The following is a 13,965-nucleotide window of genomic DNA, read 5'->3' as shown; positions in this document are numbered from 1 at the left end:
AAGTGTATGATAGAATAAAAACAATCTTGAGGAATAAATTATGGAAAATATTGATAAAAATCTTAGTATTATAAGGTTATTAGAGACAACCCTTAGTAATAAAGTTTCAGCAGAAGCTGATAAGATAGTTCAGGAATCTATGGAAGAAAGGCTGTTGAGAATGAAAACGGTTAACGTAGATAAAGCTTTTAATGCATTATTAAACGATCAAAAAATTTTGGACGTGTTTATTCGTTTGCGTGATAAATGAATTTAGTTGCGTATATTACATTAGAAGAAGCTATTGCCAAACATGATGAAATAATTTTGGCAAGCGGAGGATTATTAGGGCTTCGTGATGAGGGATTGTTAATTAGTGCGTTAACAATGATTCAGAATGATTTTTATTATTATAAATACCATGACAAATTAGCGCATTTAATTTTTTCAATAAACAAAAATCATTGTTTTATAGATGGTAATAAACGCGCATCAGTTAGCTTAGGGGCGTTATTTCTGTTAAAGAATGGATGGCCATCTGAGTTTATAGCAGATTTCATTATCGCGATGGAAGAAGTGGTTGTATGGCTTGCAAATGACGAAATTAATAAAAATGATTTACAACAAATAATAAAATATTTATTTTTTAAATTAGTAAGCAACAATGATTATACTTGTGAAAAGATTAAATCTCTTTTAAATATTTATAAATTGTCGGAAGAAGGCATATTTGATTTAATTCGAATTTGTAATGAGTTAACTGAAATAACTAATGATATGATTAGTGGCTCAAAAGAATTGAATGACATCGATAAAATACAAATTTTTGAAAATGACATAATTATAATTGAAGATGGAATAATTAACCTTGAAGAAAAAAGATGTGAGATACAAAGGAGAAGAAAAATATGGGAATTAATTTTAAAATTTCTTCAAAATTAATTTATTAGTGTTTTTTCTTTTATTTTAACGGATTCAAGCCAGCCAAAACGCTGGCTTTTCTATTGCAGCCTTCGGGCTGCTTTTTTATTGGAGTAAACTATGCTGCCAATTGACGGTATTCCTAACATACCAAACTTTAAAGGCTTGAATGTTGCCGGTACTAATGCCCTGATCAGTCTGGGCGGTGCGGCATTGATAAATGCCGTTTTCGGTAATTACTGGGGTGTATTTAACGAGTATGGAATACCTATTCTGCTGGCTGATAACGTTACCTCTCTCAAATACAGTAATTCCGCCAAAATAGCACAGGCACCGGTTGAAAAAGGCTCATTCGCCTGTTACAACAAAGTCTCTAATCCGTATAAAGCCACTGTACAGCTTACCAAAGGCTCAGGAGGCACTTTAATGCGCGGCGTGTTTCTCGGACAGATTGAAACACTGGCGGCCAGTACACTGCTGTTTTACATCATTACACCTGAATATGTTTATACCAACGCCTGTATTGTTGGTTACGACACTGCGCGTGAAGCGTCAGACGGTGCACAACTGATCAAAGTAAATCTCCATCTAGAAGAAGTGCGTGAAGTGGTAGTGAAATACGATACCGAAGAGGTAAAAAATCCTGATGATGCAAAAGAAAGCGACGGCGGAGAAAAACAGCCCGAAAAACCCGGGGAATCTTTGCTATATCAGGCAGTAAACGCTATTAAAGGGTGGTTTAAATGACAACAGTAACCATACCGCTGGATGCTAATCCTAATCAGAATATATCTTTTGTGATTAACGGCAGTCGCTGGCATATCCGGTTGTTTACGCGGCTCGGGCAGCTTTTTGCCAGCATAGAAAACGACAAAGACGGCGTACAGGTACAAAACCGCGTCTGTCTCAACGGAACGCCGATAACCAGAAATCTTGTATTCATAGATACCCATGGCGACGATAACCCGACTTACACCGGCCTGAATGGCCGGTTTGTTTTGGTATATACCGATGAAACGTAAACAGATAAAAGTAACCGTTACCCTGCGGGACAAGGACAAACAGGGTGAGCAGATTGTTTTTACCGGCAACTATAACCAGATCAGTGCAACCGGCTTTCGTGTGATGTGCAACATCATGTTCGGTTACGGCTCAGTAATGCCGGTAGCGCAAATACGAATCTACGGGCTGGCATTAGAGAAAATGGCCAAACTGTTCCGTGTGCACTGGAATACGCTTGATGCACTGATGAACAGGGTAAAAGTTGAAGTCGGAGAAGAGAGTGATCAGCTGATTACTGAATTTGAGGGCAATATTACTTTTGCGACAATGGATTTTTCCGTGGCTCCCGATGTCTGTCTGGTTATTGAATCTCAGGCGGCCATTCTGGAGTACAAAAAACCGCAGCCGCCATATGAAAAAGAAGGTGAGGTGGATATTGCCGATGCAATCAAGGATATCTGCGACAGTATGGGTTATCAGCTTGAGAATAACGGCGTATCTGCAATCACCAAAAACTTGACCTTAAACGGCTCTAATCTGGATAAGCTTAAAACGCTTGAACATGATTTTGAGTTTGATATGTACATTGAGAATAACCTGATTGCGGTTACACCGAAAGGCGGCTCACGCAACATCAAAATTCCGGTCATTACGCCCACCTCAGGACTGATCAGCTATCCGGTACCTGATATACGCGGCGTAACCTTTAAATGTCTGTACGACCCGTTATTGCGTTTCGGCGGTATCTGCAAGATACAGGACAGTCAGGTCGAAGTATGTAACGGTGAATGGCGCATATACGGCATGCATAAAAGCCTTGAATCCAATCAGCCGGACGGAAACTGGTTTTGTGATATAGCCGCAACATGGAGAGACAGCAAAGATGCAGCAATCAGCAGAATATGAAAATCTGGACAACCTGAATATCAATCATTCACTAGGCGGAGCAGCAGAATTTAACGCGGTTATTTCCAATCTGATATCGCGGGTTCAGACCGTAACCCTTGTCAAAGTGCTGGCGGTTTCAGGTATCGGTGTCAGTCCGGTGGGTGAAGTAAACGTACAGCCGCTGGTGCAGATGCTTGACGGTGCAGGTAATGTCTACTCACCAGGCAGAATATTCAGCGTTCCGTATTTCCGCTTACAGGGCGGCAGCAATGCTGTTATCTGTGATCCGGTCGCGGGCGACATCGGTTTATGTGCATTTGCCTCACGCGATATATCCGCAGTTAAGCGCAATAAAGCCGAATCCGCACCCGGCAGCCGTCGCCAGCATGACTGGAATGACGGGCTGTATATCGGCGGATTTTTAAACGGCACACCGCAGCAGTACATTAGTTTCTCAGACAGCGGTATAGTGATTCACTCACCGACCAGTATCACGCTGGAGGCACCATCAATCAACATGCAAGCTTCAGCGGTAACTACTACGACAGGCAGCTATGCGGTCAATGCTTTACAGACCGCACAGTTTACCGGTGGCGGCGGTATCAGTGCCGATGGAGATGTTAAAGCCGGTTCAGTCAGTTTGCAAAATCACACTCATCAGGGAGTAACCACCGGCAACGGCAATACAGGGAAGCCCAATTCATGAAAACGTTATTTTTAATGCCTGATACATGGGATCTGGTGCTTGATGCTGATGGCAACATTGCTGTTGCTGAAAACACCTATCAGCAAGCGCAGGACATTGCCAGTGCCTGCCGTACCATGAAAGAAGATATGTATTTTAACCAGCAGGAGGGAATACCGTATTTAACGCGCATTCTTGGCAACGGACGCTATCCGCTGGCTTTATACCGCAAACATCTTCACGATGCCGCGCTCAGCGTTCCCGGAGTTGTCACAGCTCAGGCAGAATTAATGCTTGACGGTGACCGGATTATCCATGGACAGATTAAATTTACTAACAGCAATCATAAAACGGGAGTAATTGGTTTATGAGCATTCCGCAATTACAGGTTATTGATAAGGGGATTATTGCACCGTCTGCAGATGAAGTAATTAGTGGCTTATGGGAGCTGTTCAGAAATGCTTTCGGGCAGGATTTGAATACTGCCTTGAACACACCGCAAGGGCAGTTAGTAACTTCTCTGGCTGCCATTATTACCGATGAGCGCAATCAGATGATAACCCTGCTGAATCAGTTCGACCCGCGTTATGCGCAGGGTATCTGGCAGGACGGGCTGGGCTATATCTATTTTATGACCCGCAAACAGGCTACGCATTCCAGTGTAATGCTGGTGCTAAATGGGCTGGCTGGGGTAACTATTCCTGCCGGCACAGTATTTAATGACAATAACGGTAATAAATGGCAGTTAACTAACGAAGAAACCATAACTCAAGACGGTAAAGTAAGCGTGCATGCGCAGTGCGTATCTGCCGGCAATATCAATGCCGTACCCGATACGATAACCGGTATCCCTAAAGCAATTACCGGCTTAGATCGGGTAACCAACCCATATGCTGCCATTGCCGGGGTCGAGGAAGAAAGCCGTCTGGATTTTGAAAAACGCCGGCGGGCATCGGTAGCGATTAACAGCAAAAATACCAATGCCTCAACTTATGGTGCAGTGGCTGATTTAGCCGATGTTAAAGATGTGTATGTTATCGACAACCCGACAGATGAGACTATACAGGTTGGTGCCACGAATTATCCGGTCATCCGTAACAGTATTCTGGTTTCTGTAGTGGGCGGAGATGATGAAACCATTGCTCGTACCATTTTGAACAAAGCCGGCTCGGGCTGTTCTTTTAATGGCAATACAGAATGCGTGATAGCGGATACAGAAAATTTCCCCGTCAGACCGCCGACATACACCGTAAAATTTTTACGACCGGCTTTTGTGCCGGTTTTTTTTCAGGTTATGGTTGATGATCCTGATTTGCTGTCATATCAGGATAGCGAGGCTGTAAAAGCGGCCATTATTACCGGTTTTACAACCGGAGCCGCAAAGGCTGCAATCGGACAGCCGGTTATCGCTTCTAAATTTATCTGTCCGGTTGCTGCAGCCATTCCTCATTTAAGTATTGTATCCCTGCGGGTGAATAAGGACGGTAAAAAATGGGCAGACATGCTCGAAATCGGCGTGGATGAATACCCGACAGTCTCAATTTATCAGATTAAAATATCATGAAAAATATTCAAGACACTTTAATGTCACAGTATGCAAACAGTCCGGTTATCTGCAATCTGATTGAAAGCATGAATGAATGCATAGACCCTGCCAGATCAATTGATGATTTTTACCGGCTGGCTTTCAATGTGAAAACTGCACAGAGTTTCGGGCTGGATATCTGGGGGCGGATTGTGGGTGTGAATCGCAATATCAGTATTCCACCTGATGATATTGATACTTTCGGCTTTAAAACCAGTCCGCAGGCTTTTACGCCGTTTAATAACCAGCCGTTCAGTGCATCAGGAGCGCGGTTTGCTGCTTATAAATTATCGGATGAGCGTTTCCGGTTACTTATTGTGATTAAGGCAGCGGCCAATATTCTTCATGCAACAGCACCGAATATTAATAAATACCTGCGCATGATATTTCCGGAAAAGCGCGTGTATTTTTTAATTACCGGTCATATGAAAGGGCGGTATTTTTTTGAATTTATACCCAATAAATTTGAAAGGCATATTATCTATAATCTGCAATTATTACCGCGCCCGTCCGGCGTTTTAATTGATTATCGTGAATCCCCGCCTGCGGGGATTTTTGGTTTTTCCGGAACAGGTTTTCAACCATTTAACCAGGGAAGTTTCGCATGAGTAAAAATCCAGTATTAATCCCGCAGCGCAGGCATTTGCGGCTAACGGCAGTAAAAACAATATTCAGAACACCCGACAGCCCGGACAAGATCCGGAGGATGCAACATGGAGCGACGGTTTTCCGAACGTAACCATGCAGCCGGTAGAATCGGGCGGCCTGCCTCCAAAGGGTATGGACTTTAACGGCATTCTTAACGCCTTATCCGCCACTATTGTACATATGCAGAAAGGCAATCTGTTCTATTTTGATAAAGCCTACTGTGATGCTTTTGGCGGGTATCAGAAAGGTGCGGTATTGCTGGCTGATGATGGTTCGAAGGTATTTATCTCAGTTGCAGATAAGAACACCAATAACCCTAATCAGAATCCCCAGTACTGGGAGGTTATTGCCGGCATAGGACTCAACGCTGTTTCAGCCTCAAAATTATTTGAAGGACGCAATATTGGCGGGGTTTTCTTTGACGGTACGCAGGACATAGATCTGCCCGGCGTGAATACCAGAGGTAACCAAGATACTACAGGCAATGCTACTACAGCTACATATGCCAGTCAGATTGCGGCGCGTAAAATCGGTGGCGTTACTTTCAATGCCAAAACAGATATAGATTTACCGGGTGTCAATATCAAGGGTAATCAGGACACATCAGGCAATGCCGCAACCGCTACAAGGCTACAGAATGCAGTCTGTATTAATGGCATACCGTTTGACGGTAGCAAAGATATTAATGCCACACCTGCCGGAGCTGTGCAGTTTTTCGCTATGGATACCGCACCTGTCGGCTGGTTAAAGGCTAATGGCGCAGCAGTATCACGCACATCATATGCCAGTCTGTATGCGGCTATTGGTACACGCTTCGGTGCAGGGGACGGGAAAACTACCTTTAACCTGCCGGATTTAAGAGGTGAGTTTTTATGCGCATATGATGAGGGTAGAGGCGTTGATGATGGCAGGCAGTTAGGGAGTCGCCAGTCCGATACAGTACAGCGTATGACTGGTGAAATTGGTGATATCACTTTTGTGGGTAAGGATTATTCCGCTGGTGTTTTTAGCAGAGAGAATGCAAGTACTGCAAAAATCGGAACGGTCACACCATTAACACTAAACTTTAAAGTTAAATTTGACAATGCGGCAGTAGCAAGAACATCAGCAGAAACACGACCACGCAATATTGCACTGCTTGCCTGTATTAAGATTTAAGGAGTAATGAATGAAAGAATATCCACCAACTATTTCCGTTTGCCAACTGGACGAAAATAACTATTTCGTTGGCATGACTGTCGCAGATTTAGCACCTCTGAACACGGATGGCAATTACCTGATACCACGGCTGTGTATCATTGCCGATGAGCCTGAGTTAAAAGCGGGCTATATTCCGCAATGGCTTGGCAATGCATGGAAATATATTGAAGACCATCGCGGCGAGATCATTTATAGCAAGCAAACCGGTGAACGCGTGGATATACTGGAACTGGGAGCACTTCCGGATGATGTAACAACACAAGCACCATTACCCTATAGCGAATGGTCAGAAAAGGCAGAAACATGGATAGAAGTGTCTAATGCCGATGAATTGCGTCTGCTCGATAAAAGAAAAAATGCCGGTATGCTGAATCGCAGCCAGATATTAACTCAGATTGAGCTGGAGCACGGGGAAAATAAAGAAAAACTGGTGGAAATTGCAGAGCGGGAATTGACCGGTATTCATCTGATTAAAGTGCGCAATGCCATCATGGAAGCACAGACATTCACACTGGAAAATGATGATATCTGGCAGTTTTTCACTGATATCTTGGATATTGATCAGGACAGGCTGTTTCGGCTATGGGAAGAAGCTAAAAGCAACTATTAACTGATAACCGCTGAAAAGCGGTTTTTTTATGGAGTAAATATTTCATGACAAAAGTGATTAAATGGTTTTACTGGTTACTGGACTTCCGGTTTTTACCGGACAGACTGCAAAACTGGCTATTCGGTACCGGCACGCGAATAATCGAAGTACTGAACGGATTCGCTATGCTGGGTTTTGCGCTGGTGTTCGGCCTGCATGGTGACGAGATAATTAAGGAGGATCTATACGGCAAATTCCCGCATTTATACCCTAAGGTGCTTGTGACCATTTTAATTGTGGTTGCCATCGGGCAGCTATTTACTGCCTTTTGTCATTCCAGCCGCAGCAATATTCTTTCCGGTTGCTGCCTGTTATGGTCGGCACTGATCTGGTTTGTGATATCCGGAACATTTATCGCCGCCTATCCGCCACTGTCCACAGGCATGACCACCTATCCGCTGATTGCCATCATATGCGCACTGGCCGGCAGGAATCTGATTAAAAACACGCAACAGGCAGAAGATAAAAAAGGCGGTGAATGATGAATGAAGCATTTACACTGGCGACTTATTTTGCCCTTGCCGGTGGCTTTCTGGGCTCGCTGGTAGTGTCTGATTACCGACGCTATGGCGTCATGCTCACTGTGACATTCATCATTATAGGCATGGTTTTTTCAGCCGCAGTAACAGAGTATTTCTTTACACAGGATCACCTGTGGCTGTTTGCCGGTGCTGGTGTGTTTGCCGGTATGGCCTCAAAATCTCTGTTAGACGCATTCAAAGCAACTGCGCCGAAGCTGGCTAAAAAACTGATTAATGCTGTGTGTAACAGGGCAGAAAAGATAATCGGTGATACAGATGATAAGCATAAATAGTGATTTGATTGTAGTTTTTTGATTATTTAACTGATTTAAGCCAGCTAAATGCCGGCTTTTCTATTTGGAGCGCTGGTGCCATTGATACAGTTGTAACTATAGATGATGTGAAAAAATCATCTATATGAAAATTAACTACTTGTTGTATATTTAAAATATAAATATAATATATTTACAACTAAGGGGATAAAATGATTAATGGTTTTGAATGGAATCAGGAAAAAGCAGCAAGCAATATCCAAAAGCACGGTGTATCATTTGATGAAGCTGTTACGGTATTTTGGGACGAAAATGCTTTAATAATTAATGATCCGGATCATTCCGAAGATGAAGACCGTTTCATATTGCTAGGGATGAGTGAGAATTTACGTGTATTAGTGGTTATTCATTGTGAAAGAGGTAATACAATCCGTTTGATTTCAGCAAGGACAGCCACCAAGCAAGAACGCAAACAATACGAGGCACATTTATGAAAAAAGAGTACGATTTTAGTCAAGCAAAACGCAATCCGTATTCCGGACAGTTAAAGAAAACAATCACTATTCGGATTGATGAAGATAGTATTACTTATTTCAAAGATATGGCTGATGAAACCGGATTACCGTATCAGGTTTTAATGAATATGTATTTAAAAGATTGCGCCGAAAATAAGCGTAAGCTTGATATTAAATGGACTAAGTGAGTTTTTGTGAATTGAATAAGCTGCCAGTAGGCAGCTTTTTTTATGTCAAAAAAATACCCTCAAGACGGAGGAGTTTTTGAGGGCTTTAAATTAATTAAAGGGGATTAAATTTAATAATACATTAATAAATGTAAATAGTCTATACATAGCAGCCGTTCTGACTGCTTTTTTTATTTATGAAAGGTTTGATATGTACAAATTAGGCAGTCGTTCTCTGAACAATTTACGCGACGTTGATGCCAATCTGGTTAAGGTCGTTAAGCGAGCCATTGAAATCTCTAAGCAGGATTTTACCGTTATTGAGGAGAAAAGAAGTAAGGAACAGTGTTTCATCAATTACGGTAAAGGGCGTACACCTAATGAATGCGTGAAAAAGGGAGTTGATCCGAAATACGCGCGGCCGAATGAAAAAAAAGTGACTTGGGTAAGTACACCGCTGGCGAGTAAGCACGCAACAAGGCGCGCGGTGATTATTTATCCGTACCCTATCAATAGGAAAGATAACGACCCGAAGATTCGCTGCAATTAATGAAACCATGCAACAGGCAGCCAAGGAGCTGGGCGAAAAAAATCAACTGGGGCGGCAACATTTATCAAGGTATTGCCATTTAATATGTGCGAATTTTGATGTCCTCCACACTATAAATGACTAGGTTTTCGGCTATTTAGATAAAATAGCAATTTAATGTAATAATCTCTCTCTTTTTCTTTTCTTGCAATTTAAAACATAAATTTATGTTATAGCAAAACTGACCACCAAAATATTTTTCCAATAACAGTAATTGCTCCTGTATCAACCTCTTCATCAGGATATGAGTTAAAATTATAACTTTGTATCAGAATTTTGTTGCCAGGTCGTCTTTTTAGGATTTTGATACATAATAAACCGTCATGATTAATTGCGTATAATTTACCATCTTTAATCTGAGTATTACTCGTATTGATTCCAACAATTGCTCCATCTGGAATAGCTGGTTCCATACTATCATTATCAGCCACAATACATACTAAACATCTTAGATCAATACCTTTTTGATTTAACATTGTTCGTGAAAAGCGCATTTTCATATTATTAAAATTTTGTATATCTGATACAAATCCGTTACCTGAGCTTAAAATATTATCCGTATAAAAAGGAACTTCAATCTCATCATTCCCCAATGGGCATGATTCGTCATATATATATCTGGGTGCTCCTAGATGAAAGGCATTTGATTGATTAATTTTGATTTTATTGTCTTCTTCTTTAGCTAACCAACCTGATGGTAGATTTAAAGTTCGTTCTATATGTAAAGCCAAAACGTCGCCAACAGCCCTGCGATTAGTTACCCATTGATTAACTTGAGCTGGAGATCTTTTAATTGCCTCTGCAAATTTTACTTGGCTTCCGTTGAATGAATTATTTATTAAATACAATATTTTATCTCGTCTATCCATTTTTAAATCCTAATATTAGAGTTGTGAATTATAGTTAATTGTAAAATCTATTGTTTACCTAGAAATTGATCAGCTGTGTAACATTTAGAATTAATTAGTTTTTCTGCCAAGTTTATTATGGTTGCTTGGAATGTATACTATAGAGATTTAGATGTCCTTCAAACAAAAAACACCGGTAAACAGCTGCCGGTATTTACATGCAAAAATACTGTGTTAATACGGCTGAAATCATTTAAATAATGAAAATAAACTGTTAATTTAAATTATATATCAAAAAAATCTAAAGGTAATGCTTTCCAAAATTTACCGTGAATTATTAATCGATCTAAATCATCTGGTGCAATATCAAAATCTGTATATGAATAAAGTTTATTATCAGATATTACATTGATTACCCCCGATTTCCCTCTTGCTAGTCTTTTAATATAGGTATAACCATCAAATGTTATAAGATAAATTCCGGTATCTTGAAATTTATCTATATCAGTTTTAATGAATGTTATGGAGAGTCTGGGTATAGTAGATTCCATTAAATCCCCGTCAGGAGGCATAAGCTAAACACTTTGTAAATTTGTTGTGCCTAATAGCTTTATAATAGCATCGTTAGGAATCTCAACTGTCCTAAGAAGTACTGTACTGGAAATTCAGAAATTATGGTTCCTTGACCGCAAAAAGCACTCCTATCATATAATTTCAGGATTGTAGAATTGCTATTTACTGTTTCCAATGTGCTTGATTTTTGAGCTAATGAATCAGTGTCATTTGTTTTATATTTTGGATCTGTTCCATCTGCTAACCATTGAGCTGAAAAAGCTGTATTTTTTGACAGTTCTAACAAAGGTTTTTTACCAAGCCTGTATCACCATTAAACCATTGATTAACCAATTCTTTACTAAACTTAGCAATATTGGCTAGTTCGATTTGTTTGCTGAGCCCACACTCAGCCATTAATTCTATTAAACGATCTCTTAGTGTACTAGGCATTTTATTTGTAATAAATATCGATAGAAAGTTTTATTATAATTTATTCTTAAATAGATCTACGCATTAAGCTAAAACAGACCACCAAAACACCCTACCAATTATATGTATTTCTTCCCGATTGACTTCTTCGTCCTTATATTCTGAAGAATTAAAACTTTGGATCAATAATTTGTTTCCTGGGCGTCTTTTTAAAATATTTATACGCAGTAATCCATTATGATTTATTGCATATATTTTGCCATCTCGAATATCTTTATCATCTGTATTGATCCCGATAGTACTGCTATCTGGAATAACAGGATACATACTATTGCCATTTGCTGTAACGCACACAACGGATTCTGGATTAATGCCGTGCTTTGCAAAAATAGAACGCGCAAAACAAAGTTTATATATATTGTAATCTTTGATGTATTCTGCAAAATCATTACTTGCCGAAAAACTAATTTCCTTATAAAACGGTACTTCTATTTCAACGTCACCTGAAGGTTTAGAATAGCCCCAGATTTCTAGAGTGCCGAGATACACAGAATTTGATTTTGAATTTTTTTGGTGATCTTGATCCATCCATCCCTTAGGTTTATTCATGGCTTCTTCTAATTTTGAAGCCATATTTGATCCGATATTTTTTGCTTTGCCATTTTGAACAGGTGTGCGATTAATTATTTGATATAAGTAACTAGACTGTTTATATCCTGCTCTTTTAGCTAGTTGCGTTACACCTCCAGCTTCTTTGACTAATAGGTTTAAATTTTCAAGTCTTATTTTAGATGTAATTTTCATAACTTATCCTAAATAATTTCCAAAACACAATTCTAGTTGTGACTTTTTATTTTCACTAGTTTTTTATTAAAATTTTATCAATATATTCAAAAGACAAAAGGAGCGCTTTTATAGCGGTTTAATTATCAGGGATTGTCGTGTTTTATTTGCTTTAATAACTAAAAAAAACCGGTTAACCGAGGCTTTATAATTAAAAGTAAATCAGTTAACAATATCATTTTCTAAATATGTCTTGTTAAGAGACGATATTGAATTAAATTTATACAGCATTATAGTGATAAGGAATGATCGCAAAAAGAATTTACTCAAGTGATTTAGTAAATTAATTGATTAAAGATTGATATTGCTATAGAAAAGATTCATTTGATCGATTTCTTCAGATTAAGAAAGGGATGAGATAGTTCTGAAGAAAAGAAACTAGTAGTATGAAAATCGTAATAGTTGTTGAGTGACATTTCCTAAGGATAAATTCAGATGATTATTGAAGATTTAAATATAAACTGGAAAGCAGATGGTTTATCAACATATGATTGGCCTGCAATGGATAAAAATGGAAAAATTGCAATAATGGTGAATGAATCTTGGGGAGATTTACCTAAAGCTCTATTATCCAATGATAATGCAAAATCATTACTAAATCCTTTTTTTGAACACATCTATGAAGGTCTGGATGAATATAGTCAATATTCATACAACAAACATGGACAAACAATATTGGATTTATATACTAATAATTATACGGATTTAAAAAAAAGGAAAGATGTTGAAAAGTCAGTAGCAAAGTTATCTAAGCAGAAGGTACTTTTAGATGAGGGACTATCTGCAAAAAAGGGGGTGTTTGTATATTATGGATTTCTTGATTATGAGGAAAATTATTTTTTAGTTGATTATATAGGAAAAATTAAAACCGGGGATTATTATAGATCTTATCTTCCAACAATCTATGCTTCAATCGAAGATTTACCGAAAGAGTTGTGGCCGGTAATCGTCGTATCTGATACGGTGGATTTTACAAAAGATAGAATATTCGATAATGATAAAATTAGTGAGTATTTTCCCAGAATGTTTAGCTAAAATATAGTTTAATTAAAAGCTCAGCTTATGCTGGGCTTTTATAATTTAAAGAATCTGGAAAATTATTATTATTTAATGGAACTGAAAATTTTTAAGAAGGAAAATATTATCGTGAAAGAACATGTGCTAAGGTAGTCAGTAAAAACGTTAATTCTTTAAATATTTATAGACTACTAAAAAATGGTAGCTGGACAAGGCAAGAATACCCACTAAGTATGTTTGGACGATTCCCAAAAAGGTAAAAAATAATGGATAAAAGAGAAATTTATATAGAGATGCTTTATTGGGCATTACCTCATATTAGAAATCTTCAAACTCATGGTATGCTTAAAAAAGCTTTGGATAAATCCTGCTGTTTAGAAGCTCAACTGGTACATAATTTGCCATTAAAACTTTTGAATTCAGATTTTAATGAATCTGATGTGCATTTCTTGAATTATCAGGCTAAATATTATTTTGAAAATTGTAATAATAGAATATCACCAAACTATAATATACATATTGAATGTATTAAAAAATTATTTAAATTAGTTCCCGATGAATTAAAAGTGTAACTATCCCCTAAAATAGTACAGCAAGAAAGTAGAAAATTCTCTATGATATTTTTAAGGAGAATTTCAATATGAAAAAATTT

Annotated in this window: 21 protein-coding genes; 18 read left to right on the top strand and 3 right to left on the bottom strand. The window is 38.8% G+C overall.

Annotated features, from left to right (window positions below):
• Window positions 1-40 precede the first annotated feature (40 nt).
• The 16 genes from H3T75_RS08590 (at window position 41) to H3T75_RS08515 (ending at window position 9,582) form a co-directional block, all read left to right on the top strand.
• The gene (locus H3T75_RS08590) at window positions 41-250 is read left to right on the top strand and encodes a hypothetical protein (RefSeq protein WP_084562318.1); all 210 of its coding nucleotides are present in this window, start codon (window positions 41-43) and stop codon (window positions 248-250) included.
• Window positions 247-921 carry a type II toxin-antitoxin system death-on-curing family toxin gene (locus H3T75_RS08585; protein WP_198211510.1) on the top strand — a complete coding sequence of 225 codons (675 nt, stop codon included), beginning with the start codon at window positions 247-249 and terminating at the stop codon, window positions 919-921. Before H3T75_RS08590 ends, H3T75_RS08585 begins: the two co-directional genes overlap by 4 nt.
• A 99-nt stretch (window positions 922-1,020) precedes the next feature.
• Entirely contained in the window at window positions 1,021-1,647 is a 627-nt protein-coding gene (locus H3T75_RS08580; RefSeq protein WP_198211509.1) for a phage baseplate protein, read from the top strand.
• The gene (locus H3T75_RS08575; RefSeq protein ID WP_078474652.1) at window positions 1,644-1,922 is read left to right on the top strand and encodes a hypothetical protein; all 279 of its coding nucleotides are present in this window, start codon (window positions 1,644-1,646) and stop codon (window positions 1,920-1,922) included. The genes H3T75_RS08580 and H3T75_RS08575 overlap by 4 nt, the downstream gene beginning before the upstream one ends.
• Window positions 1,912-2,808: a hypothetical protein gene (locus tag H3T75_RS08570; RefSeq protein ID WP_198211508.1), complete on the top strand. Its 897-nt coding sequence runs from the start codon at window positions 1,912-1,914 to the stop codon at window positions 2,806-2,808. Before H3T75_RS08575 ends, H3T75_RS08570 begins: the two co-directional genes overlap by 11 nt.
• The gene (locus H3T75_RS08565) at window positions 2,786-3,496 is read left to right on the top strand and encodes a Gp138 family membrane-puncturing spike protein (RefSeq protein WP_198211507.1); all 711 of its coding nucleotides are present in this window, start codon (window positions 2,786-2,788) and stop codon (window positions 3,494-3,496) included. The genes H3T75_RS08570 and H3T75_RS08565 overlap by 23 nt, the downstream gene beginning before the upstream one ends.
• Complete coding sequence (locus H3T75_RS08560) at window positions 3,493-3,846, top strand: hypothetical protein (protein ID WP_198211506.1); 354 nt, start codon at window positions 3,493-3,495, stop codon at window positions 3,844-3,846. Before H3T75_RS08565 ends, H3T75_RS08560 begins: the two co-directional genes overlap by 4 nt.
• Window positions 3,843-5,039: a baseplate J/gp47 family protein gene (locus H3T75_RS08555; RefSeq protein WP_198211505.1), complete on the top strand. Its 1,197-nt coding sequence runs from the start codon at window positions 3,843-3,845 to the stop codon at window positions 5,037-5,039. The genes H3T75_RS08560 and H3T75_RS08555 overlap by 4 nt, the downstream gene beginning before the upstream one ends.
• A gap of 20 nt (window positions 5,040-5,059) precedes the next feature.
• Complete coding sequence (locus H3T75_RS08550) at window positions 5,060-5,668, top strand: DUF2612 domain-containing protein (protein ID WP_198211504.1); 609 nt, start codon at window positions 5,060-5,062, stop codon at window positions 5,666-5,668.
• Between the two features lie 133 nt (window positions 5,669-5,801).
• Window positions 5,802-6,866 carry a phage tail protein gene (locus H3T75_RS08545; protein ID WP_198211503.1) on the top strand — a complete coding sequence of 355 codons (1,065 nt, stop codon included), beginning with the start codon at window positions 5,802-5,804 and terminating at the stop codon, window positions 6,864-6,866.
• A gap of 10 nt (window positions 6,867-6,876) precedes the next feature.
• Window positions 6,877-7,518 (top strand): hypothetical protein, encoded by a 642-nt coding sequence (locus H3T75_RS08540; RefSeq protein WP_198211502.1) that lies wholly within the window; start codon window positions 6,877-6,879, stop codon window positions 7,516-7,518.
• A 44-nt stretch (window positions 7,519-7,562) separates the two neighbouring features.
• Window positions 7,563-8,039: a hypothetical protein gene (locus tag H3T75_RS08535; protein ID WP_198211501.1), complete on the top strand. Its 477-nt coding sequence runs from the start codon at window positions 7,563-7,565 to the stop codon at window positions 8,037-8,039.
• Window positions 8,039-8,371, top strand: a complete 333-nt coding sequence (locus tag H3T75_RS08530; RefSeq protein WP_232339970.1) for a hypothetical protein — start codon at window positions 8,039-8,041, stop codon at window positions 8,369-8,371. Before H3T75_RS08535 ends, H3T75_RS08530 begins: the two co-directional genes overlap by 1 nt.
• 191 nt (window positions 8,372-8,562) lie before the next feature.
• On the top strand, window positions 8,563-8,844 hold the full coding sequence (locus H3T75_RS08525) for a BrnT family toxin (RefSeq protein WP_025330148.1): 282 nt from the start codon (window positions 8,563-8,565) through the stop codon (window positions 8,842-8,844).
• The gene (locus tag H3T75_RS08520) at window positions 8,841-9,053 is read left to right on the top strand and encodes a BrnA antitoxin family protein (protein ID WP_025330149.1); all 213 of its coding nucleotides are present in this window, start codon (window positions 8,841-8,843) and stop codon (window positions 9,051-9,053) included. Before H3T75_RS08525 ends, H3T75_RS08520 begins: the two co-directional genes overlap by 4 nt.
• Before the next feature lie 190 nt (window positions 9,054-9,243).
• Window positions 9,244-9,582: a hypothetical protein gene (locus H3T75_RS08515; protein ID WP_198211499.1), complete on the top strand. Its 339-nt coding sequence runs from the start codon at window positions 9,244-9,246 to the stop codon at window positions 9,580-9,582.
• A 209-nt stretch (window positions 9,583-9,791) separates the two neighbouring features.
• Here H3T75_RS08515 and H3T75_RS08510 read toward each other — a convergent pair whose 3' ends face one another.
• The 3 genes from H3T75_RS08510 to H3T75_RS08500 all read right to left on the bottom strand — a co-directional run bounded on the left by H3T75_RS08510 (window position 9,792) and on the right by H3T75_RS08500 (window position 12,257).
• Complete coding sequence (locus H3T75_RS08510; protein ID WP_174829855.1) at window positions 9,792-10,490, bottom strand: S24 family peptidase; 699 nt, start codon at window positions 10,488-10,490, stop codon at window positions 9,792-9,794.
• A 263-nt stretch (window positions 10,491-10,753) separates the two neighbouring features.
• Window positions 10,754-11,041, bottom strand: a complete 288-nt coding sequence (locus H3T75_RS08505; RefSeq protein ID WP_174829856.1) for a helix-turn-helix transcriptional regulator — start codon at window positions 11,039-11,041, stop codon at window positions 10,754-10,756.
• Window positions 11,042-11,537: 496 nt separating this feature from the next.
• Window positions 11,538-12,257 (bottom strand): helix-turn-helix transcriptional regulator, encoded by a 720-nt coding sequence (locus H3T75_RS08500; RefSeq protein WP_084585048.1) that lies wholly within the window; start codon window positions 12,255-12,257, stop codon window positions 11,538-11,540.
• 474 nt (window positions 12,258-12,731) lie between these two features.
• Between H3T75_RS08500 and H3T75_RS08495 the strand changes: the two genes are divergently transcribed.
• Window positions 12,732-13,331, top strand: coding sequence for a hypothetical protein (locus H3T75_RS08495; RefSeq protein ID WP_038648669.1), 600 nt, complete (start codon window positions 12,732-12,734; stop codon window positions 13,329-13,331).
• A gap of 248 nt (window positions 13,332-13,579) precedes the next feature.
• Window positions 13,580-13,885: a hypothetical protein gene (locus H3T75_RS08490; RefSeq protein ID WP_198211498.1), complete on the top strand. Its 306-nt coding sequence runs from the start codon at window positions 13,580-13,582 to the stop codon at window positions 13,883-13,885.
• The last annotated feature ends 80 nt before the right edge of the window (window positions 13,886-13,965 follow it).

This window comes from Snodgrassella sp. W8135 (genome assembly GCF_016101225.1).
GTDB lineage: Bacteria > Pseudomonadota > Gammaproteobacteria > Burkholderiales > Neisseriaceae > Snodgrassella > Snodgrassella alvi.
Note: the sequence above shows the minus strand (reverse complement) of the source record. Positions and strands in the feature narration are given on the sequence as shown.

Bases quoted from the DNA above. Each gene is read 5' to 3' on its own strand.
- H3T75_RS08590 (WP_084562318.1), top strand. From the start codon at position 41: ATGGAAAATATTGATAAAAATCTTAGTATTATAAGGTTATTAGAGACA.
- H3T75_RS08585 (WP_198211510.1), top strand. From the start codon at position 247: ATGAATTTAGTTGCGTATATTACATTAGAAGAAGCTATTGCCAAACAT.
- H3T75_RS08580 (WP_198211509.1), top strand. From the start codon at position 1,021: ATGCTGCCAATTGACGGTATTCCTAACATACCAAACTTTAAAGGCTTG.
- H3T75_RS08575 (WP_078474652.1), top strand. From the start codon at position 1,644: ATGACAACAGTAACCATACCGCTGGATGCTAATCCTAATCAGAATATA.
- H3T75_RS08570 (WP_198211508.1), top strand. From the start codon at position 1,912: ATGAAACGTAAACAGATAAAAGTAACCGTTACCCTGCGGGACAAGGAC.
- H3T75_RS08565 (WP_198211507.1), top strand. From the start codon at position 2,786: ATGCAGCAATCAGCAGAATATGAAAATCTGGACAACCTGAATATCAAT.
- H3T75_RS08560 (WP_198211506.1), top strand. From the start codon at position 3,493: ATGAAAACGTTATTTTTAATGCCTGATACATGGGATCTGGTGCTTGAT.
- H3T75_RS08555 (WP_198211505.1), top strand. From the start codon at position 3,843: ATGAGCATTCCGCAATTACAGGTTATTGATAAGGGGATTATTGCACCG.
- H3T75_RS08550 (WP_198211504.1), top strand. From the start codon at position 5,060: ATGTCACAGTATGCAAACAGTCCGGTTATCTGCAATCTGATTGAAAGC.
- H3T75_RS08545 (WP_198211503.1), top strand. From the start codon at position 5,802: ATGCAGCCGGTAGAATCGGGCGGCCTGCCTCCAAAGGGTATGGACTTT.
- H3T75_RS08540 (WP_198211502.1), top strand. From the start codon at position 6,877: ATGAAAGAATATCCACCAACTATTTCCGTTTGCCAACTGGACGAAAAT.
- H3T75_RS08535 (WP_198211501.1), top strand. From the start codon at position 7,563: ATGACAAAAGTGATTAAATGGTTTTACTGGTTACTGGACTTCCGGTTT.
- H3T75_RS08530 (WP_232339970.1), top strand. From the start codon at position 8,039: ATGAATGAAGCATTTACACTGGCGACTTATTTTGCCCTTGCCGGTGGC.
- H3T75_RS08525 (WP_025330148.1), top strand. From the start codon at position 8,563: ATGATTAATGGTTTTGAATGGAATCAGGAAAAAGCAGCAAGCAATATC.
- H3T75_RS08520 (WP_025330149.1), top strand. From the start codon at position 8,841: ATGAAAAAAGAGTACGATTTTAGTCAAGCAAAACGCAATCCGTATTCC.
- H3T75_RS08515 (WP_198211499.1), top strand. From the start codon at position 9,244: ATGTACAAATTAGGCAGTCGTTCTCTGAACAATTTACGCGACGTTGAT.
- H3T75_RS08510 (WP_174829855.1), bottom strand. From the start codon at position 10,490: ATGGATAGACGAGATAAAATATTGTATTTAATAAATAATTCATTCAAC.
- H3T75_RS08505 (WP_174829856.1), bottom strand. From the start codon at position 11,041: ATGCCTCCTGACGGGGATTTAATGGAATCTACTATACCCAGACTCTCC.
- H3T75_RS08500 (WP_084585048.1), bottom strand. From the start codon at position 12,257: ATGAAAATTACATCTAAAATAAGACTTGAAAATTTAAACCTATTAGTC.
- H3T75_RS08495 (WP_038648669.1), top strand. From the start codon at position 12,732: ATGATTATTGAAGATTTAAATATAAACTGGAAAGCAGATGGTTTATCA.
- H3T75_RS08490 (WP_198211498.1), top strand. From the start codon at position 13,580: ATGGATAAAAGAGAAATTTATATAGAGATGCTTTATTGGGCATTACCT.